Origin of the sequence: Devosia sp. Root105 (assembly GCF_001424865.1) — a bacterium.
Taxonomy (GTDB): domain Bacteria; phylum Pseudomonadota; class Alphaproteobacteria; order Rhizobiales; family Devosiaceae; genus Devosia_A.
The window spans coordinates 84223-102242 of record NZ_LMCR01000001.1 but is presented as its reverse complement, the minus strand read 5'-3'; the positions used below and the strand labels follow the sequence as shown (position 1 = coordinate 102242).

General features: G+C 64.3%; 22 protein-coding genes. 13 read left to right on the top strand and 9 right to left on the bottom strand.

The window, feature by feature from the left end:
* Window positions 1-83 precede the first annotated feature (83 nt).
* From ASC68_RS00530 to ASC68_RS00515, 4 genes are all read left to right on the top strand, one after another.
* Entirely contained in the window at window positions 84-1037 is a 954-nt protein-coding gene (locus ASC68_RS00530; protein ID WP_055873162.1) for a sugar-binding transcriptional regulator, read from the top strand.
* A 266-nt stretch (window positions 1038-1303) separates the two neighbouring features.
* Window positions 1304-2221, top strand: coding sequence for a hypothetical protein (locus ASC68_RS00525; protein ID WP_055875856.1), 918 nt, complete (start codon window positions 1304-1306; stop codon window positions 2219-2221).
* Window positions 2214-2702, top strand: a complete 489-nt coding sequence (locus tag ASC68_RS00520; protein ID WP_055873158.1) for a hypothetical protein — start codon at window positions 2214-2216, stop codon at window positions 2700-2702. The genes ASC68_RS00525 and ASC68_RS00520 overlap by 8 nt, the downstream gene beginning before the upstream one ends.
* Window positions 2699-4726, top strand: coding sequence for a hypothetical protein (locus ASC68_RS00515; RefSeq protein ID WP_055873154.1), 2028 nt, complete (start codon window positions 2699-2701; stop codon window positions 4724-4726). Before ASC68_RS00520 ends, ASC68_RS00515 begins: the two co-directional genes overlap by 4 nt.
* Window positions 4727-4784: 58 nt before the next feature.
* Here ASC68_RS00515 and lepA read toward each other — a convergent pair whose 3' ends face one another.
* Window positions 4785-6590: a translation elongation factor 4 gene (gene lepA / locus ASC68_RS00510; protein WP_055873151.1), complete on the bottom strand. Its 1806-nt coding sequence runs from the start codon at window positions 6588-6590 to the stop codon at window positions 4785-4787.
* Between the two features lie 209 nt (window positions 6591-6799).
* Between lepA and ASC68_RS00505 the strand changes: the two genes are divergently transcribed.
* The 4 genes from ASC68_RS00505 to ASC68_RS00490 all read left to right on the top strand — a co-directional run bounded on the left by ASC68_RS00505 (window position 6800) and on the right by ASC68_RS00490 (window position 9587).
* Window positions 6800-7435, top strand: coding sequence for a DUF4389 domain-containing protein (locus ASC68_RS00505; protein ID WP_055873148.1), 636 nt, complete (start codon window positions 6800-6802; stop codon window positions 7433-7435).
* Between the two features lie 110 nt (window positions 7436-7545).
* Complete coding sequence (locus ASC68_RS00500) at window positions 7546-8013, top strand: hypothetical protein (RefSeq protein WP_055873145.1); 468 nt, start codon at window positions 7546-7548, stop codon at window positions 8011-8013.
* Between the two features lie 232 nt (window positions 8014-8245).
* Window positions 8246-8722 carry a DUF1203 domain-containing protein gene (locus ASC68_RS00495; protein WP_055873142.1) on the top strand — a complete coding sequence of 159 codons (477 nt, stop codon included), beginning with the start codon at window positions 8246-8248 and terminating at the stop codon, window positions 8720-8722.
* A gap of 25 nt (window positions 8723-8747) precedes the next feature.
* Window positions 8748-9587: an extensin family protein gene (locus ASC68_RS00490; protein WP_055873137.1), complete on the top strand. Its 840-nt coding sequence runs from the start codon at window positions 8748-8750 to the stop codon at window positions 9585-9587.
* Window positions 9588-9589: 2 nt separating this feature from the next.
* Here the strand turns inward: ASC68_RS00490 and ASC68_RS00485 are convergent, their stop codons facing one another.
* A complete protein-coding gene (locus ASC68_RS00485; protein ID WP_055873134.1) occupies window positions 9590-10066 on the bottom strand; it encodes an anthrone oxygenase family protein in 477 nt (158 codons plus the stop codon).
* A gap of 80 nt (window positions 10067-10146) precedes the next feature.
* Here ASC68_RS00485 and ASC68_RS00480 point away from each other — a divergent pair, with 80 nt between their 5' ends.
* Window positions 10147-10794: a TetR/AcrR family transcriptional regulator gene (locus ASC68_RS00480; protein ID WP_055873131.1), complete on the top strand. Its 648-nt coding sequence runs from the start codon at window positions 10147-10149 to the stop codon at window positions 10792-10794.
* Between the two features lie 3 nt (window positions 10795-10797).
* Here the strand turns inward: ASC68_RS00480 and ASC68_RS00475 are convergent, their stop codons facing one another.
* Both ASC68_RS00475 and ASC68_RS28515 read right to left on the bottom strand, forming a co-directional pair.
* The gene (locus tag ASC68_RS00475; RefSeq protein WP_055873128.1) at window positions 10798-11307 is read right to left on the bottom strand and encodes a GNAT family N-acetyltransferase; all 510 of its coding nucleotides are present in this window, start codon (window positions 11305-11307) and stop codon (window positions 10798-10800) included.
* 7 nt (window positions 11308-11314) lie between these two features.
* A complete protein-coding gene (locus ASC68_RS28515) occupies window positions 11315-11455 on the bottom strand; it encodes a hypothetical protein (protein ID WP_156387204.1) in 141 nt (46 codons plus the stop codon).
* A 96-nt stretch (window positions 11456-11551) separates the two neighbouring features.
* Here ASC68_RS28515 and ASC68_RS00470 point away from each other — a divergent pair, with 96 nt between their 5' ends.
* Entirely contained in the window at window positions 11552-12715 is a 1164-nt protein-coding gene (locus ASC68_RS00470) for a class I SAM-dependent RNA methyltransferase (protein WP_248310465.1), read from the top strand.
* A gap of 168 nt (window positions 12716-12883) precedes the next feature.
* On the opposite strand, the gene ASC68_RS28510 is transcribed toward ASC68_RS00470, so the two are convergent.
* On the bottom strand, window positions 12884-13042 hold the full coding sequence (locus ASC68_RS28510; RefSeq protein ID WP_156384604.1) for a hypothetical protein: 159 nt from the start codon (window positions 13040-13042) through the stop codon (window positions 12884-12886).
* A 97-nt stretch (window positions 13043-13139) separates the two neighbouring features.
* On the opposite strand from ASC68_RS28510, the gene ASC68_RS00465 reads away from it, so the two are divergent.
* A complete protein-coding gene (locus ASC68_RS00465) occupies window positions 13140-14057 on the top strand; it encodes a LysR substrate-binding domain-containing protein (RefSeq protein WP_055873126.1) in 918 nt (305 codons plus the stop codon).
* A gap of 177 nt (window positions 14058-14234) precedes the next feature.
* On the opposite strand, the gene ASC68_RS00460 is transcribed toward ASC68_RS00465, so the two are convergent.
* Window positions 14235-15089, bottom strand: coding sequence for a PQQ-binding-like beta-propeller repeat protein (locus tag ASC68_RS00460; protein WP_055873124.1), 855 nt, complete (start codon window positions 15087-15089; stop codon window positions 14235-14237).
* Window positions 15090-15265: 176 nt separating this feature from the next.
* Between ASC68_RS00460 and mbfA the strand changes: the two genes are divergently transcribed.
* Window positions 15266-16249 carry an iron exporter MbfA gene (gene mbfA / locus ASC68_RS00455; protein WP_055873121.1) on the top strand — a complete coding sequence of 328 codons (984 nt, stop codon included), beginning with the start codon at window positions 15266-15268 and terminating at the stop codon, window positions 16247-16249.
* Window positions 16250-16546: 297 nt separating this feature from the next.
* Here the strand turns inward: mbfA and ASC68_RS29295 are convergent, their stop codons facing one another.
* From ASC68_RS29295 to ASC68_RS29290, 3 genes are read right to left on the bottom strand one after another with little or no spacing between them, the layout of a single operon-like run.
* Window positions 16547-16681 carry a hypothetical protein gene (locus ASC68_RS29295; protein ID WP_257720954.1) on the bottom strand — a complete coding sequence of 45 codons (135 nt, stop codon included), beginning with the start codon at window positions 16679-16681 and terminating at the stop codon, window positions 16547-16549.
* A 49-nt stretch (window positions 16682-16730) separates the two neighbouring features.
* Window positions 16731-17150 (bottom strand): hypothetical protein, encoded by a 420-nt coding sequence (locus ASC68_RS00450; protein ID WP_055873118.1) that lies wholly within the window; start codon window positions 17148-17150, stop codon window positions 16731-16733.
* A gap of 10 nt (window positions 17151-17160) precedes the next feature.
* Window positions 17161-17295 carry a hypothetical protein gene (locus ASC68_RS29290; protein ID WP_274532708.1) on the bottom strand — a complete coding sequence of 45 codons (135 nt, stop codon included), beginning with the start codon at window positions 17293-17295 and terminating at the stop codon, window positions 17161-17163.
* Window positions 17296-17431: 136 nt separating this feature from the next.
* Between ASC68_RS29290 and ASC68_RS00445 the strand changes: the two genes are divergently transcribed.
* Window positions 17432-17992, top strand: coding sequence for a TetR/AcrR family transcriptional regulator (locus ASC68_RS00445; RefSeq protein ID WP_197420986.1), 561 nt, complete (start codon window positions 17432-17434; stop codon window positions 17990-17992).
* Window positions 17993-18020: the final 28 nt, after the last annotated feature.

Genomic DNA, 18020 nt, shown 5'->3' with positions numbered 1-18020 from the left:
ACAGCCGACCCGGGAGTCATGTCCATGCTGAGCCGAACCTGAGGGCGGGGCAGAACAGCGTGGCAATACCAGCGCCGCAGGGCATGTCGGACGAACAGATGCAGGTGCGCGTCGTCTGGCTCTATTTCATGGAAGGGCGGACGCAGGGCGAGATCGCCGATGCGCTCTCCACCAACCGCCTGCGCGTCAACCGCATCATCAGCGAGGCGCGGCGCACCGGCCTCGTCACCATCACGCTCAACTCCAAACTCGCCTCATGCGTCGAGCTCGAGCAGCAGCTGATCAAGGCTTTTGGGCTCAAACGCGCCATCATCGTTCCCACCCCTGAGGACCCGGCGCTGGTGCCGGTGCTGCTGGGGCAGGCGACCGCCGATTATGTCGGCCAGCTGCTGGCCGATGGCACCATGACCGGGGTCGGCGTCGGCTGGGGCACGACCCTGCGCGAAACGGTGCGGCACATGCCGTCGCTGAAGCGCCCCGAGCTGCTGGTCAACTCGGTGATGGGCGGGCTGACCCGCGGCATCGAGATCAACACCTTCGACATCGCCGGCGATCTGGCGCGGCACCTCGGCGCCGATTGCGCCTATCTCGCGGCCCCGATCTATGCCGGCAGCCCGCAATCGCACGACGCCATCATGACCCAGGATGTGTTCCAGGAGGCGTTCGAGCGCATCGGACGCAACGACCTGATCCTCCTGACCATCGGCGATATGACCGAGCGCTCGCTGCTGATGCGCTATGGCCTGCCGCGCGACGTCAGCATCGACGAGCTGGTGGCGGCGGGCGCGGTGGGCGATGTGATGGCGCAGTTCGTCGACACCGCCGGCCAGCCCATCGACCACCCGATCAACCGCCGCGCCATCGCCCTGCCGCTCGAAGCCTTGCGCAAAGTCCCCAACGTGGTCTTCGCCTCAGGCGGCGCCAACAAGACCCACGCCATTGCCGCCGTGCTCCGCTCCGGGCTGGGCAGTGCGCTGGTGTGCGATGAGGCGACGGCACGAGCGGCAATGGAGATTGCGCTGGGGGCGGTGGGGTAAGTCTATCGGGAGGAAGGCTCGTTGAGTCGATCGCCGAGAGCTTTGCAAGATTGAGCCATGCCGAGCGGCTTTGACCTCCACACCGGGGCATTCCAGCAAAACGCTAGGTAACCGTTGTTCGTCTACGCCGCCGGCACGCGGCTGGCGGGGGCCGGGTGCATGCGCGTGCATGGGGCAACTCTGTGCCATCATCGCGCGGACCAGCGGTACTTGAAGGAAGAACAAACCAGTGTAGATAGTTGTTTCGGCACGTATTGTGGGGGCGCATGGTGGCAGTTGCTATCCAAATCTGGAATCCAGACGACTGGGAGACATTTTGCCTGAGCCTGCTTCAAGATCGGCACGGCGCTCTGAACATCCACAAGATACCAGCGTCTCACCTGGGCGATTTTGGCCTGGACTATTACTGTCCAAGCGATGCGGTTGCCTATCAATGTTACGCCGTCGAAGAGCCGATTGACATCGCGACGAGAGCGCTCAGGCAAAAGAAGAAAATCACGACTGATCTAGCAAAGGTCGTGAAATATCAGGATGAGATTCAGAAACTTTTTATGGGAACATCGATTAGGCGCTGGATCTTGTTGGCGCCTTTGCATGACAGCAAGGAGGTCAACCTTCATTGCTCCAAGAAGACGGGTGATATGAGAAAGGCAGGGTGCCCTGCCCTCGATGCAGCGTTTGAGGTGGGGATACACGATCAGTCCCATTTCCCTGACGAAACAGTGGCCGCAGGTCTGTCCAACATAGCGAGAGTTAGCCTCTCGGTGCCGATGCCCACTGATGATGAGCTGACTGTATGGAAGGCCGGATCGACTCAGTTGTTGGCTAATGCCACCCACAAGCTCAATAAGCGCGCGACCTCGGTTCAGATCGAAGAGGTCGTCGCAGATACGACGAGGTTCTTCCTTCAGGGGAGCGCGCTGTTAGAGGCGTTGCGCAATGGATCCCCTGATCTTCATGATAGGATTCTTTCGGCGATCAATAGTCGCGCTCAGCGGTTAGGATTTGTCGGGCCGCAGGCAGGCACGCCAGCTGGTGTCATTCTGGGAAGCGAGTTGGATACGATGGTCGAAACACTTCGCAAAGTAGCGCCAACGTTGTCGAACGAGAATGCTGAGCAAATTGCATACGGCGCGATCTCAGAGTGGATAATGCGCTGCCCGTTGGACTTTCCTGATGTCTGACCCGACAGCACTCCAGCGAGCCATACTCGGCGCCGAGTTTCTCTACACCCCGCGACCCGATCCAGTACCCGGAGATCTCAGGATGTCGTGGGGGATCGCAATGTTGATTCTTGCGCTATTCAATAGCCGTGGAAAGAAATCAAATTTCCAGAAGCTCCAATTTCTCGCTCACGCGGTAAGGATCGAGGAGGGACGGGAGGAGGTCCGGGGTCTCCTGTCGGGGAAATACAGACCGGTCGAAGTCTCCGTAAGGGTGGAGCCATATCTGAATCGTGCGGTGAGCTTTGCGCACGCATTGGGGTTGGTGAAAATCGAACGGGGCGTGTCGATTTCGCTAACGGCGACTGGTGTTGACGTTGCTCACGAACTTGAGAAGGCGTCCGACCTTCTCGAGGAGGAACGTCGATTTCTGCGCGAGGTAGCGCCGAAAATGACAGATGAGCTCATGAAACGAGTTTGGCGCTTGGAGGACCTGATATGACCCTGCACTTTCGTCAGCTCAGACTTCGGGCGGTGACCGGCGAAGGGACATACGGCGCTGACGTGCCCTTTGCAGACGGTCTGACGGTGCTTTGGGCAGACAATACGAAAGGAAAATCAACGTGCATGCAAGGCATGCTGTATGCGCTTGGGCTGGAGAAGATGCTGAGCCCGCGTAGAGAAATACCACTGCCGCACGCGATGACTAGTTATCTCGAGACCGATGACAATCGGCGGATAACTGTCTTGGAGTCAGGTGTCTCACTTGAGATCGAGAACGGAGCTGGGCAGGTAATCACGGTTCATCGCTCGGTTAAGGCCGCAACAGATCCTAGGCTGATCACCGTCGACTTCGGCCCGGCTCTTTCGGATAGTACCACGGGTCTACGCCGTCAGAATTTCTTCGTTCTTGATGGAGGGGCGGCGCAACGAGAGGATGGCTTCCATCACTTTTTGGAAGGCTTCTTGGATTGGAAGCTCCCGCAGGTGAGGCGCTACGATTCTCCCGAGACGAAGCTCTACGTGGAGACTGTCTTCCCACTTTTCTGGGTCGAGCAAAAGTTTGGCTGGTCCGCCATCCCCGCGGCGATACCAACCTACATGAGGATCCGAGAGGTTCATAAGCGAGCGGTCGAGTTTATTATGGACCTGGACGTCTATCGTCTTGAACTCCAGAGGGAGCGTCTTACAGAAGCTCTGTCGGACAATGCCAAGGCATGGACAACAATCCGAGACGACCTTGCAAGCTTCGTTATGCGAAGTGGTGGCCGCTTGACAGCGCTGAGCGAACGTCCCGTCGCAAACGAGGAAGCGCTAGCAGGTGGCTTCGTAGAGATCGCCGAGGGTGCCGAGTGGGTTCCACTCATACAGCTTGCTAGTCGTTACAGAGCTGTGGCCGCCAATCTCGCTGCATCAGCGATACCTGCAGTAGAGGAGCAGGCCGAAAAAGTCGCGGATCGACTGGAACAAATCACCGCACGTGTCGACTTCCTAAACTCTCAGCGAATTGCACTTCACGCGCACCGTCAGCTGAAGGCAGCGGACATCCAGTCACTACAACGACGTGTTGACGCGCTGGGTGACGACCTACAGAAGAACTTGGACGTTCAGAAGTTACAGCGATACGCAGGGGGCGCGGTGACGACGCTAACGCCCGACCGATGTCCAACCTGCGAACAGGCGCTAGTCGACACCTTGCTATCACAGGAAGCACTATCTGCTGTGATGCCGATAGCCGATAACATCGAGTACATCCGATCCCAGAAGAAGATGTTCGAAGGTATTCTGGAGCGAGAGGTCGCAGCCGATGAGGATGGAGCCCAGAACCTATCTGGCATCAGTCGAGAGCTTCTCGACTTGTACGCACAAATGCGCACCCTTCGCTCCGAGCTTGTCGCGCCTGGTTCAAACCCATCAGCCGCCGTCATCGAAGAACGGATTCGAGCCGAGGCCAGGGTGCGCGAGCTAGAGGCTATTCAGATCGTATTCGAAGACGCAGTTCAGCGTCTTGACGGCTTGCAGGCGGAGTACGCCCGGCTTCTGGTTGAGCAGAGCAAGATGCCCAAGGATAAGCTGTCCAAAGAGGACAGAAGGAAGTTTGATACTCTCACGAACCTGCTGCAAAGCCAGACTGCCGAGTTTGGGTTTAGCACCTTCTCTCCTAGCGAGCTTTCGGTCTCCGAGGATAGCTACCGCCCCGAGAAGGAGGGCTACGAAATTGGGTTCGAAACGTCCGCGAGTGATGCGATCCGATTGAAATGGGCGTATCAGCTAAGTCTTCTGGAGTTGGCCAAAGGTCACCGTACAAACCATCCGGATTTGTTGATCTTCGATGAGCCTCGCCAGCAATCGTCATCGAAGGTTAGCTTTGAGAATTTGCTCAAGAGAGCCTCAAAGTCCAAGGGACGTGGCCAGCAGGTCATATTCTCTACCAGCGAGGATTTAGAGGCTCTTCGCAGGGTTACGAGCGCTATAGATTGCAGCGAGGTAATATTTCCCGGTTACATTCTGCAAAGAATTTCGTAGTCAGATCGGCGGCTGGAGCTTTGACCAGTCACGCTGCATAGCGTCCGCAGGCCACAGCTCACTCATCCCCCATCTTCAGCGCCTTGATAAACGCCTCCTGCGGGATCTCGACGCTGCCGAACTGGCGCATCTTTTTCTTGCCCGCCTTCTGCTTCTCGAGCAGCTTGCGCTTACGGGTCGCGTCGCCGCCATAGCACTTCGCCGTCACGTCCTTGCGCATGGCGCGGACGGTTTCGCGGGCGATGATCTTGCCGCCGATGGCGGCCTGGATCGGGATCACGAACAGGTGCGGCGGGATCAGGTCCTTGAGCTTTTCGCACATGATGCGGCCGCGCGTTTCGGCGACATTGCGGTGCACCAGCATCGAAAGCGCGTCGACCGGCTCGGCATTGACCAGGATCGACAGCTTCACCAGGTCGCCCTCGCGGTAATCGGCGAGCGTATAGTCGAAGCTGGCATAGCCCTTCGAGATCGACTTCAGCCGATCATAGAAATCAAAGACGACCTCGTTCAGGGGGAGATCGTACTCGACCATGGCGCGGTTGCCGACATAGGTCATGTTGCGCTGGATGCCGCGCCGATCCTGGCAGAGCTTCAGGATCGAGCCGAGATACTCGTCCGGGGTGAGGATGGTGGCCTTGATCCACGGCTCGCTGATGTGGTCGATGCGCACCACGTCCGGCAGGTCGGCCGGGTTGTGCAGCATCAGCGTCTCGCCATTGGTGAGGTGCACCTCGTACACCACCGATGGCGCGGTGGCGATCAGGTCGAGGTTGAACTCGCGGCTCAGCCGTTCCTGGATAATTTCGAGGTGCAGCAGCCCGAGGAAGCCGCAGCGGAAGCCGAAGCCGAGCGCGGCCGAGGTTTCCATCTCGTAGCTGAAGCTGGCATCGTTGAGCCGCAGCTTGCCCATGGCGGCGCGCAGCTCTTCGAAATCCGAGGCGTCGACCGGGAACAAGCCGCAGAACACCACCGGCTGCGCCGGGCGGAAGCCGGGGAACGCGCTGGCGGTGGGGCGGCGATCGTCGGTGATGGTGTCGCCGACATTGGTATCGGCCACTTCCTTGATCGAGGCAGTGAAAAAGCCGATCTCGCCGGGGCCGAGTTCGCCGATATCGACCAGTTTCGGGGTGAACACGCCGACGCGGTCGAGCTCGTAAGCCGCGTTGGCATTCATCATCCGGATCTTCTGGCCCTTCTTCACCGTGCCATCGATGACGCGGATCAGCACCACGACGCCGAGATAGGTGTCGTACCAGCTGTCGACCAGCAGCGCCTTCAAGGGCGCGTTGATATCGCCCTTCGGCGCTGGCAGGCGCTCGACGATGGCTTCCAGCACCTTGTCGATGTTGAGGCCCGACTTGGCGGAAATCTCCACCGCGTCCGAGGCATCGATGCCAATCACGTCCTCGATCTGCTGTTTTACGCGCGGAATGTCCGCTGCGGGCAGGTCGATCTTGTTGAGCACCGTCACCAGCTCATGGTTGGCATCCATGGCGTGGTAGACATTGGCGAGGGTCTGCGCCTCGACGCCCTGGCTGGCATCGACGACCAGCAGCGAGCCCTCGACGGCGGCCAGCGACCGGCTGACTTCATAGGCGAAGTCGACATGGCCGGGCGTGTCGATCAGGTTGAGGATATAGGTCTCGCCATCGGTGTGCTTGTAGGTCAGCCGGACGGTCTGCGCCTTGATGGTGATGCCACGCTCGCGCTCGATATCCATCGAGTCGAGCACCTGCTCCTTCATCTCGCGCAGCTCGAGGCCGCCCGTGAGCTGGATCAGCCGATCGGCGAGCGTCGATTTGCCATGGTCGATATGGGCGACGATGGAGAAGTTGCGAATATGGTCGAGCGGTACGGACATGGGCCGCTGATACCAGAGCCGGGTGACGGGGCAAAGATGGTTTATCGGGGGTTAACAGCAGCAGATGCGTAGTCACGCCCGCGCTGCGATGACGTGACCGCGCCGCGCCCGGGCGTGCTAGGCTTCCGGCGCGGCGCGATGGACAGCCCGGCCACGCGCTGATCCCCGCGAGGCGCGGGGGTTGGATCAGAGCGGGCAGGGGGCGGAAAATGGCAGACAGCAGCGACTACGCAGCGCGTTTCGATGTCGATTACCCGGGCCAGATGGACCGGCTGACCACCTTCTTCCGCCTGATCTGGGCGATCCCGATCCTCATCGTGCTGGGCCTCCTCTCCGATACCGGCGGCTACTATTATTACGATGCAGCCGGCAACGCGGTGAAATCGGCGGGCGGCGGCATCACCGCCGGGCTGTTCCTTGCCACCGTGCTGATGCTGGTGTTCCGGCAGCGCTACCCGCGCTGGTGGTTCGATTTCGGCGTCGAGCTGGCGCGCTTCGGTGCCCGGGTCAGTGCCTATCTGTTCCTGTTGACCGACAAGTATCCCTCGACGGTCGACGCGCAATCCGTGCACCTCGAGGTCGCCTATCCCGAGGCGGCTGAGCTCAACCGCTGGCTGCCGCTGGTCAAATGGCTGCTGGCTGTCCCGCACTATGTCGTGCTGACAGTGCTCGGCATCGCCGCCCTGCTGGTGACGATCGTCGCCTGGTTCGCCATCCTGTTCACCGGCGCTTACCCACGCGGCATGTTCGATTTCGTCGTCGGCGTCGGCCGCTGGGCCACCCGGGTCTGGGCCTATGCGTTCCTCCTCGTCACCGATGTCTACCCGCCGTTCAGCCTGCGCTAGCGAGGGAATAAAAGCCTGACACGCGCTGGCAGGGTAACTGCGCTACACGGGTTCCGGAGCGCTGGGCTGTGCCGGATTCGGCCGGTCGGCAGCGTCACTGGAGGGATGAGATGGATTCGGAGACTCGGCGCGGCTTTGCGTTCAACCATGGCGACTGGGTGGTCACCAACCGGCGGCTCAAGGCCCGCGGCGTCGGCTCAGCCGAGTGGGACGTGTTCACCTCCTACGAGACGGCGCAGCTGCTGTTGGGCGGCATGGTGTCGGTGGATGAGAGCGACTTCCCGACCAAAGGCTTCAAGGGCATGACGCTCAGGATCTACAACCCCGAGCGCGACGAGTGGGCGATCTACTGGATCAACTCGGAGAAAGGCGTGCTGGAGCCGCCGGTGTTCGGCCGCTTCGAATTCGCCCGCGGCAGCTTTGCCGGCGACGACATGGATGGCGACCGGCCGGTCAAAGTGCTGTTCGACTGGAGCGGCACCGACACCGAAACCCCGCGCTGGAGCCAGGCCTTTTCCTACGATGGCGGCGACAGCTGGGAGACCAACTGGATCATGGAGTTCCGGCGGCCGGAGTAGGGGGCGGGGGAAAGGGCGGGCCTCCATCTCACCTCCCCACCGGTGTCATCCCAGCGAAAGCTGGGACCCAACTCGCAGCCCGCACCAGCGGAGAAATGGGTCCCAGCTTTCGCTGGGATGACATCGAGTTGGTGGAGCAATCGTGCCAAGTTAGCGTGGCCCAACCCGCCAAAACCGGGTCGCTTCTCCCCACCACCTCCGGCAAATGTCTCCCCAGCAAAAGGAGACCGCCATGACCCTGCATTATTCCGGAATGCCCTCCGACCTTGCCGCCGCCTACCGCGCCGGCGCCCCAGACGCCAATGGCCAGGCGCCGGAGCGGCGCATCTCCGATGGCGACGGGGTGCCGTGCCGGCACTGCCTCGAGAACGTCGCGGCCGGCGAGCCCTACCTCGTTCTCGCCTATCGCCCGTTCCCGGCGCCGCAGCCCTATGCCGAGCTCGGGCCGATCTTCCTGCACGCCGAGGCCTGCCCGGCCTATGAACCCGCAGCCGGCCTGCCGGAGCGCGAACAGCGCGGCACCAGCGGTCGCATCTTGCGCGGTTACGGCGCCGACGACAGGATCGTCTACGGCACCGGGATCGTAGTGGGGAACGATGGCATCGAGGCAGCAGCGGAGGCGATCCTCGAGCGTGCGGACGTCGCTTACGTCCACATGCGCTCGGCCACCAATAACTGCTTCACCCTCCGGATCGACCGCGCAACCTGATGCGGGGTCGCCGCGTTCGGGGTGCATGCGGTTTATCCTCGCCTGCCTTCTCGCCAGCATGAGCTTTGCCGCCCTGGCGCAACAGGCAGGCGACACGACCGTGCCTCTGCCGAAGGCCCGCCCGGCGGAACTGTCGTCCGAGCCGGCGGTGAAACTGCCCCGGCATCGTCCGGCAGCAACGCCCGATAAGCCGGCCGAGACGCCCGGAAAGTCCAGCGAAACGCCGGCGAGGGCCGACCCGATCGGCCCGCCGCTACCGCCCGGCGAACATGTTGCCGAGCCGGCAGAACCGACGGCCCCGCCGCGCATCTACCAGACCGCCTGTCCGGCCGTGCTGCTCGGCAAGGTCGAGGCCAAGGCGCTGCCGCCGATCGAGGAAAAGCAGTGCGGCACCCAATCGCCGCTTTCGGTCACCGGTGTCCTCGCCAATGGGCGGATGGTGCCGGTGGCGGGCGGCGTCGAGACCGATTGCGGCATCGCCTCGGCCCTGCCGGCCTGGATCGAATCGATCGACAGCTACCTGCTGGCGCGCGACAATACGCGGATCGCCGAAGTGGTGGTCGGCACCTCCTATATGTGCCGCAACGTCAACAATGGCAGCACCGGCAACCTCAGCTTCCACGCCTTCGCCGATGCGCTCGACGTGGTCGGCTTCAAGCTCGAAGACGGCCGCTTCGTCACCGTCGAGGGCGGCTGGGCCGATGCGCTCTCACCCGAGGGGCGGCTGCTGCGCTTCGCTCACGATTCCGCCTGCGCCCATTTCACCACCGTGCTCGGCCCCGAGGCCAATGCCGAGCATCACGACCACCTGCATGTCGATCTCGGCTGCCACGGCAAAACCTGCACGGCGCGGTTGTGTGAATAGGGTCAGGCGCTGCGGTCGGTGAACACTGCCGCGATCAGCAGCAGCAGCGCCAGGATGGTGGCCCCGAGCCGCGCCGCATGCCAGCTCCACCAGCTGTTGCGCAGCGTTTCCCAATCGGCCGGAAGGGCATCGGCGGACCAGCCCATCACCGCATCGTTGATCGGCTGGTTGAGCAAGCGGGTGATCAGCCCGGCGGCGACGAGGCCGAGCGCCGCGGCGCCATAGAGCATCAGCACTGTCGGCCGCTGCCGAGCCAGCACGGCGAGCACCACCACCACGACGATCGCGGCAAGCCCCATCAGCGGCAGCAGCGTGTTGAGGCCGCGCACCGCGCCCTGATGCACCTCGACAAAGCTCGTGGGCGAATAGCGGGTAATGTCGTAGCCAAACCAGATTCCATACATGCTGCCGGCCAAGAGGCCGACGAGCAGGAGGGAAAGCGCTTGTCCGGTGGTGGATAGATAGCCGAGGCCAGGCATAGGATATGGGCTCCTCTCGACGCTGGAGCTGTAATTACAATACAGTGTCACTGTAGTCAATATGGTAATGGCATAGCGAATTGACCGAGCAGCCCGAACCCCGCCGGAAATACCAGTCCCGCCTGCGCCAGCAGCAGGCGGCCGACACGCGTGGCGCCATTGTCGCGGCGGCGCGCCGGCTGTTCATTGCCAATGGCTGGCAGGGGACGACCATCGCCGCCGTGGCCCGCGCCGCAGGGGTATCGGCGGAGAGCGTCTACGCCGTGTTCGGCAACAAATCCGCGCTGCTGCTCGGGGTGGTGCAGAGTGCGGTGCGGCGCGGCGATCCGGCGACGCCGCTGGTCGAACAGGCCGGCCCGCGGGCCGTGGCAGCTGCCCGCGACCAGGCCGAGATGCTCAGGCTGTTTGCCCGCGATATCGTGCAGGTGCTCCTGTCGGTGGCCGAGATCGTGGCGGTGCTGCGCGTCGCGGCTGAAGCCGACCCCGAAATGGCGAAGGTCTATGACGCGATCCACGCCGGGCGACGCGAGAACCTGGCGCTGGTGGCGAAGGCGCTGGCCGGCAAGGGGCCGTTGCGCGACGGCATGAGCGAGGCCGCGGCCCTGGCCCAGATCTGGCGCCTCGCCAGCCCCGAACTGTTTCTGATGCTGACCCGGATCGAGGGTTTTACGCCGGAGCAGTACGCCGCCTGGCTCGAGCACACGCTGGGGCAGCTGCTGCTGCCGTAGCGATCAAACGATCGGCGAGTTGTCCTTGCGCATGAAGGCGACCACCATCACGGTGCCGTCCTCGAAGCGGTATTCGCCGCGGCCGCTGACGTGGTAGCCGAAGGCGGAGTAAAAGCTCTTGGCATTGAGCGAGGCGCGGACGTTGAGTTCGTGCACGCCGTGGGCGCTGACCGCCGCTTCCATCGCGGCAAGCAGGGCGCGGCCGATGCCGCGGCGCGCTGCTTCCGGCGCCACGTAGCAGGCCGAGATCTCGCCGGCCTCCGGCACCACGACGCCGAAGCCGACCAGTGTGCCGTGCTGTTCAGCGACCAGCGTCAACCCGCCATCTTCCTGGGTCTCGCGATAGCGCCGCTCGGCGCTCGACAGCGTTACCGCCGGGCTCCAGTGCGCCAGTACCTCGTGCGGATAGAACGGCGCTGCCATCTGATGCACGGCGACGTGGTGCAGCGCAGCAATCGCCAGCGCATCACCCAGCCGGGCCGGGCGGATCACCATGGGAGCGGCGGCGTTCATCGCTGGCTCAGAGCGCGTCGTCTTCGCGGCGCGGATGGTGCGTCGGCAGGTCGGCCCAGTCACGCGGGGTCCAGGTGGTGGACCAGTCGCGGGTCGTCGGCTTCGGCGAACGGTTACGGAGCTTCGAGAACAGGTCTTTCATCTTCATCTTTCTTCTCCCAACTAGGGAAGGCGCCAAGCGCCATGGGCGGCCGATCTAGTCGGCACCCGCTGAACGCCCCATGAACTGGCCTGTCAGGCGGAAATGCACTACAGCAGCCGCATGTCGCACCTCCCTGATATCAAGCCGCGTGAGTTCGATCCGAACGCGCCGTTCGAGATTTTCCTCGTGGCCACTCCCGGGCTCGAGGCAGCCTTGCGCGCCGAAGCGGCAGCTTTGGGTTTCTCGAACCCCAGGCAGGTGGAAGGTGGCGTCACCATGTCAGGCCATTGGCCCGAGGTCTGGCGCGCCAATCTCGAGCTGCGCGGCGCCAGCCGCGTGCTGGCCCGCTTCGCCAGCTTCCGCGCCATGCATCTGGCGCAGCTCGACAAGCGGGCGCGCAAACTCCCCTGGGCGGCGCTGCTCAGGCCCGATGTGCCAGTGGCGGTCGAGGCCAGCTGCCGGAAATCGAAAATCTACCACGCCGGGGCGGCCGCGCAGCGCGTCGCCACCGCCATCCGCGAGGAACTGGGCGCCACTGTCGTCGACAAGGCGCCGCTCACCGTCATGGCGCGGATCGAAGACGATCTCGTCACCATCAGCGTCGACACTTCCGGCGAGCTGCTGCACAAGCGCGGCCACAAGGAAGCGGTGAACCGCGCGCCGATGCGCGAGACCATGGCGGCCCTGTTCCTCAGCCAGTGCGGTTACACCGGCGACGAGCCGGTGCTCGACCCGATGTGCGGCTCGGGCACCTTCGTCATCGAAGCGGCGGAGATCGCCGCCGGATTGCAAGCGGGCCGCTCACGGACGTTCGCCTTCGAGCAGCTGGCGAGTTTCGACCGCGCCAAGTGGGAAGCGCTGCGCACCACAGCGCGCCGCGAACCGACGGTGCGGTTCTATGGCAGCGACCGCGATGCCGGCGCCATCGAGATGAGCAAGGCCAATGCCGAGCGCGCCGGCGTCACCGGGCTGACCGAATTCCGACAACTGCCGGTCGGCGAACTCGAGCGCCCGGCAGGGCCGCCCGGCCTCGTGATCGTCAACCCGCCCTTCGGCACCCGCATCGGCGAAAGCGCCTCGCTCGGCCCGCTCTACCGCAGCCTCGGCAGCGTACTACGCGAACGCTTCTCCGGCTGGCGCGTCGGCCTGATCACCACCGAACTCGGCCTCGCCCGGGCCACCGCACTGCCGTTCCTGCCGAATGGCGCCCCAGTGCTGCATGGCGGGCTGCGGGTGACGCTGTATCGCACGGATGTGCTGGCTTAGGCGGCGTGGGAAATGCCCAGTCGCCGGCGCGAGCTGACCCCCACCCTTGATCCAGGGGGAGGGAGACGCAAACTGAGATGCTGGTGTGAGGGTCTCCCTCCCCCTTGCGGGGAGGGGACAGGGGTGGGGGTCAGCCCGCGCCGGCGCTTCAGCGCTTTCGCGCCCCCCTTAAGCCCCGATGCAGTCGTCAAACCGCGGGTGATACACCGGCAAATCCGCCAGCTCACGCGCGCTCATGCAGCTCAGCGGGTCGTCGCCCGTCTCATCGCCGTCGATCTCGAACAGTCGCGCCAGCCAGAGGCGCAGTTCACTGAACAGGTTGTACATTTTGAAGCCCTCCTTGGGTGCGGTGTACGGCCTAATATGTGCTGTGAGGCTACGCGCGCCAATCGACAAGAATTTGCGAGGGGTATAGAAAAACTATATGCCGAGCCCGTTCCCCATTCCGCTCAATGCCATCCGCGCCATCGAGATCGTGGCGCGCCGCGGCGCGCTTGCCCCGGCCGCCGAGGAACTCGGGGTGACGCCGGGCGCCGTCAGCCAGCATCTGCGGCGAGCCGAGGAGCGGCTGGGGCTCGAGCTGTTCGAGCGCACCCCGCAGGGCCTGCGTCCGACTGCCGCCTTGCGCCAGATCCTGCCGCAGCTGACCAGCGGTTTCACCGCGCTGGCCGATGCGGTGGGCAATCTCAAGCTGGGCGACGAGAAGGTGCTGACCCTCACCGTCGGCAGCGTCTTTGCCTCGCGCTGGCTGATCTGGCGCATCGCCAAGTTCAACAAGCTGCACCCCGAAATCGAGGTGCGGCTGGTGGTGACCGGCACGATGATCGATCTCGTTCACTCCGACATCGATTTCGGCATCCGCTTCGGCCGCGGCAACTGGCCGGGGCTGAAGGCCGAGCTGGTCGGCGGGGCGCGCTACAGCCCGGTGGCGGCGCCGTCGATGGCGAAACTGCTGCACACGCCTGCCGATCTCGCCCGTGTGCCGCTGATCCGCGACACTTCCTCGATGCTGCCCTGGGAGCCGTGGTTCGCGGCCGTCGGGGCCGAACCGATCGAACTCACCGGCCCGCGCTACGACGACCCGGCTCTGGCCTTCGACGCCGCGATCTCGGAGCAGGGCGTGCTGATGGCGGTGGATATGATGGCGGCCGACGCGGTCAGCGACGGGCGCCTGGTCCGCCCCTTCGCCACCTCGGTCGAAAGCGACCTCGGCTACTGGCTGATCGTCGCCGAAGGCCGCCGCGAGCCGAAAAAGGTCCGCCTGTTCCGCGAATGGCTGCGCGCCGAGGTGCCGGATTCAGCCGAGGGCTATGTGGCGCAGGTGAAGCGGCGGGAGGGGTAGGGGGGCGGCGCGCGTGGCCTCCCCCACCCAGCTTCGCTACAGGCTTCGCCCAGCTCCGCTACCCTCCCCACAAGGGGGAGGGAGACGATCGAGCCAGCCGGACTATCAGTCATCTCTCCCTCCCCTTGATGGGGAGGGATCAAGGGTGGGGTGGGGCCGCTTGCGCCGGGCGAGCCCTCACTCCACCGTCAACGCCACCAGTTCCCCGGTCCGCGTCAGCGGCACATAGACCACCTTCCCCTCAACCCACAGGTCCGCCGCTCCCGGCGCCAGCGTGGTCAGCGTCGTCACCTTGTCGTCGGCATAGCTGAGGATGGTACCAGCCGGATTGTCGTCGAACACCAGGCTGTCGCCGAGCCGGGCGACGCCGTCGGTGAGGGCGGTTTCCATGGCGCCCGTCAGCGGCGTGATGGCTTTGGTGGCGAGGTCCACTGCCTGCAGCCCGCCTTTGCTGTCGAACGTGAAGTCGGGCTTCATGCCGGTGCCCATCGAGCCGACGATCAGCGTCTTGCCGTCGATGAACAACCCGTTCGGGGTGGCGAGCTGCTCGTCGGCCAGCCACTTCTCCACTGTGCCGCCGGCGAGCTTGTAGATCGCCGAGCCCATCAGGTCGCTGACATAGACATCGGCGCCGTCGCTGGTGACGTCATTGGGGAACATCGCACCCTCGAGCGCGTGGGTGGTGACGATCGAGCCGTCGCTCAGCTTGATCTCGACCAGCCCATTGCTGTCGGCGACGAACAGGCTGTCGCCGACGATCGCCATGCCCTTGGGGTCGGTGAGACCAGTGGTCCACTGCTCGGTGACGAGCTTGCCGTCGGGCGAGACGATGGAGAGGTAGCCGTCGGCGCCGCCATCGGGCCCGAAGGTCACCATGTTGGTGACGATCAGCCGGTTGTTGGTTGTGTCGAAGATCACCGATTCCGGCATTTTCAGCCCGCCCAGCCGCCAGCTCTCGGTGGCGCTCTGAGCTGAGGCGCCAAGGGTGGTGGCCGCAACGAGGCCGATGGCGAGGCTCAATCGCAAAAACATGGGTCTTCCTCCGATTATCGATTTTGGCCGGCCTCCGCAGGCGTGCCGGCGGCGCGAGCCTATGCGCACTCGAACAAGGTTCGGCCTTTGCTCGATATCAGCGAAAGGCATGACCGGGGGTTGTCGGACTCGTTATTCATGCTTAGAATAATTCTAAACTGAATGGCTAGAGCGCTATGTTTGCACGACTTCTCCACCCGCATCGGCGGGATTTTCTCTCGCTCGACGAACGCGAGATCCTCTCCCTGGCGGTTGCCGCCGAAGAAGAGGATGGCGCCATCTACGCCGAAATCGCCGAGCGCTTCGCCTCGCGCTACCCGGCGACGGCAAAAGTGTTCGAGGGCATGGCAGCCGAGGAAGACGGGCACCGGCGCCGGCTGCTCGACCTCTATGTGGAAAAGTTCGGCTCGCGCCTCGTGCCGATCCGGCGCGAGCATGTGCGCGGTTTCATTGAGCGCAAGCCCGTCTGGCTGATGGAAACCATGAGCCTCGAAGCGGTACGCCAGCTGGCCTTCGAGATGGAGGCGGCGGCGTCGCGTTTCTACACCGAGGCGGCCGGGCGAACGACGGATGTCGAAGTGCGGAAGCTGCTCGGCGATCTCGCCGTGGAAGAGCGCGAGCACGCCAACCTCGCCGGCAAGCTCGAGGAGCAGGCGCTCGGCGTCGAGGAGCGGGCCGCCGAAAAGAGCGAGGAGCACCGGCAGTTCCTTCTGACCTATGTGCAGCCCGGCCTCGCCGGGCTGATGGATGGCTCGGTATCGACACTGGCGCCGGTGTTCGCCGCGGCCTTTGCCACCGGCAATACCTGGTCGACCTTCCTCGTCGGCCTCGCCGCCGCCGTGGGCGCCGGCATTTCGATGGGCTTTACCGAAGCGGCCGCCGATGACGGCAAGCTTACCGGCCGTGGCTCACCCATCACCCGCGGCGTCGTCACCGGCGCCATGACCACGCTGGGTGGCCTGGGCCATGCCATGCCCTACCTGATCCCGCATTTCTGGACCGCGACCGGCGTCGCCATCGCCGTGGTGGTGATCGAGCTCTGGGCCATCGCCTTCATCCAGAACCGCTACATGCAGACCCCGTTCTGGCGCGCCGCCTTGCAGGTGGTGGTCGGCGGGGCGCTGGTCTTTGCCGCGGGGATAATTATTGGCAGCGCTTAGGCTGCATGCAATCGCACGTGGGGAGCCGCTGACAGCAGACGTGGTGCCTTCTCCCCTTGTGGGAGAAGGTGCCCGAAGGGCGGATGAGGGGTATCTCTCCGCGTACTCGGACGCTCCTCGCTTGCGCTCGGATCGCGCTACACTTCGTTGCGCGGACCCCTCATCCGGCGCTGCGCGCCACCTTCTCCCACAAGGGAAGAAGGCAAACCGACGCGCATCATGCCATCCTCCAGAAACGGCGGAGCGTCCCAATTCCGCGGCAGCCTCTCATCCCGGGCCGCCGGCTATGGTCGTCGCTCAGTTGGCGACGACGAAGAACACCACGAGCACCAGCACGGCGAACAGCCCGACCAGGAATGGCCATGGCAGCAAGTGCAGTTCGTGCTGGGTTTCGAGTCCGTGATCGACGTTTTCGTGGCGGATACCCTGCATAGGCGGCCTCCCGTGATCGTTGCCGGGGCCGAGGGCGCCGGCTCAGCGATCATAGCACTCTCCGCCGTGAGGCGGAACTGCTCACGCCGGAGCGCGCCGCCAGCACCAGCAGCACCGCCGGAATGAGCCCGAGCGGATAGCCGCTCGGCGCCATCACCAGCCCGGCCAGCAAGGCCCAGGCGCCAATGCCCCAGCCGACAAAGGCCGGCGGCACGATGCCGCGCCGATCCATCCACAGCACCAGCGCGCCAAACACCAGCATCGGCAGCGCGAAGCTGCCGAGCGTGGCGTGGAACACCGCGCCATTGGCCGCCATGTCGGGGCTTTGCGTCATGACCGGCTGCCAGTGTTCGAGCGTCCACAGCTGCCCCGACAGCCATGCCGGCAGCAGCGCGATGGCGTCCATGCCGAGCACGATCAGGTGCAAGACGCTCATCCCGATCATCGTCCATCCGGCCCATTTCAGCATCCGAACCTCCTCAGGCTTTCGAGCGCGGCAGCGCCGCGATGACGATGGCCGCGAGGCGCAGCGCGCCGCATTCGATGCGGATGCCGCAGACGGCGAGGCGCCATCCCGCTCGGGCCTCGGCCTTGGCTGTTTGAGGTGCGCTCATCTTGGATCCCTCCAGTGCATTGCAGGCGACCATACGGTGCCGTATGTATCGGCATCCTCGACGCCCGTCCATACGGTAGCGTATGGATGCGACGGCAGGTCGCGGTCAGAAGATTTGGCGGCAGGAGATCAATGACGTGAGCAAAGCCGAGAGCCTCAGCCGCATGGATTGGACCGTCGCCGCCACCGTGGCGCTCGGCGCGACGGGCGTCGACGGGGTGCGGGTCGAGGCGCTGGCGCGGCAGCTCAAGACTTCGAAGGGCTCGTTCTACTGGCACTTCCGCGATCGCGCCGACCTGCTCGATGCGCTGCTGACGCTGTGGGAAGACGAAGGCACCGAGCAGGTCATCGCCGCCGCGGCGCACCTGCCGACGCCGGCCGCGCGGCTCGATGCGGTGCTCGAGGAAGCCGTGCAGTTCGACGTGCATGGCGCCGAGGTTTCGGCAGTCGAAGGCGCCATCCGCGCCTGGGCCGGGCAGGACGAGGCGACAGCGGCACGCGTCCGCCTGATCGATGCCCGCCGCGTCGACTATCTTCGCGATGAGTTGCAGCTGGCGGGGCACGCCCCGGACGTGGCGCAGCGCCGGGCCGAGGGGCTGTATTTGGCGCTGCTCGGCTACTACGCCGCCCACCGCTACGCCTCACCCACGGCCACAGGGGATGCCCTTGCGGTGCTGCTACGGCTGGCGGTGGACTAGCGCGCCGGACCTTCAGTCGGCCGCCCTC

Coding starts and splice junctions, on each gene's coding strand:
- ASC68_RS00530 (WP_055873162.1), top strand. CDS start 84: ATGTCGGACGAACAGATGCAGGTGCGCGTCGTCTGGCTCTATTTCATG.
- ASC68_RS00525 (WP_055875856.1), top strand. CDS start 1,304: ATGGTGGCAGTTGCTATCCAAATCTGGAATCCAGACGACTGGGAGACA.
- ASC68_RS00520 (WP_055873158.1), top strand. CDS start 2,214: ATGTCTGACCCGACAGCACTCCAGCGAGCCATACTCGGCGCCGAGTTT.
- ASC68_RS00515 (WP_055873154.1), top strand. CDS start 2,699: ATGACCCTGCACTTTCGTCAGCTCAGACTTCGGGCGGTGACCGGCGAA.
- lepA (WP_055873151.1), bottom strand. CDS start 6,590: ATGTCCGTACCGCTCGACCATATTCGCAACTTCTCCATCGTCGCCCAT.
- ASC68_RS00505 (WP_055873148.1), top strand. CDS start 6,800: ATGGCAGACAGCAGCGACTACGCAGCGCGTTTCGATGTCGATTACCCG.
- ASC68_RS00500 (WP_055873145.1), top strand. CDS start 7,546: ATGGATTCGGAGACTCGGCGCGGCTTTGCGTTCAACCATGGCGACTGG.
- ASC68_RS00495 (WP_055873142.1), top strand. CDS start 8,246: ATGACCCTGCATTATTCCGGAATGCCCTCCGACCTTGCCGCCGCCTAC.
- ASC68_RS00490 (WP_055873137.1), top strand. CDS start 8,748: ATGCGGTTTATCCTCGCCTGCCTTCTCGCCAGCATGAGCTTTGCCGCC.
- ASC68_RS00485 (WP_055873134.1), bottom strand. CDS start 10,066: ATGCCTGGCCTCGGCTATCTATCCACCACCGGACAAGCGCTTTCCCTC.
- ASC68_RS00475 (WP_055873128.1), bottom strand. CDS start 11,307: ATGAACGCCGCCGCTCCCATGGTGATCCGCCCGGCCCGGCTGGGTGAT.
- ASC68_RS28515 (WP_156387204.1), bottom strand. CDS start 11,455: ATGAAGATGAAAGACCTGTTCTCGAAGCTCCGTAACCGTTCGCCGAAG.
- ASC68_RS00470 (WP_248310465.1), top strand. CDS start 11,552: ATGCACTACAGCAGCCGCATGTCGCACCTCCCTGATATCAAGCCGCGT.
- ASC68_RS28510 (WP_156384604.1), bottom strand. CDS start 13,042: ATGTACAACCTGTTCAGTGAACTGCGCCTCTGGCTGGCGCGACTGTTC.
- ASC68_RS00465 (WP_055873126.1), top strand. CDS start 13,140: ATGCCGAGCCCGTTCCCCATTCCGCTCAATGCCATCCGCGCCATCGAG.
- ASC68_RS00460 (WP_055873124.1), bottom strand. CDS start 15,089: ATGTTTTTGCGATTGAGCCTCGCCATCGGCCTCGTTGCGGCCACCACC.
- mbfA (WP_055873121.1), top strand. CDS start 15,266: ATGTTTGCACGACTTCTCCACCCGCATCGGCGGGATTTTCTCTCGCTC.
- ASC68_RS29295 (WP_257720954.1), bottom strand. CDS start 16,681: ATGCAGGGTATCCGCCACGAAAACGTCGATCACGGACTCGAAACCCAG.
- ASC68_RS00450 (WP_055873118.1), bottom strand. CDS start 17,150: ATGCTGAAATGGGCCGGATGGACGATGATCGGGATGAGCGTCTTGCAC.
- ASC68_RS29290 (WP_274532708.1), bottom strand. CDS start 17,295: ATGAGCGCACCTCAAACAGCCAAGGCCGAGGCCCGAGCGGGATGGCGC.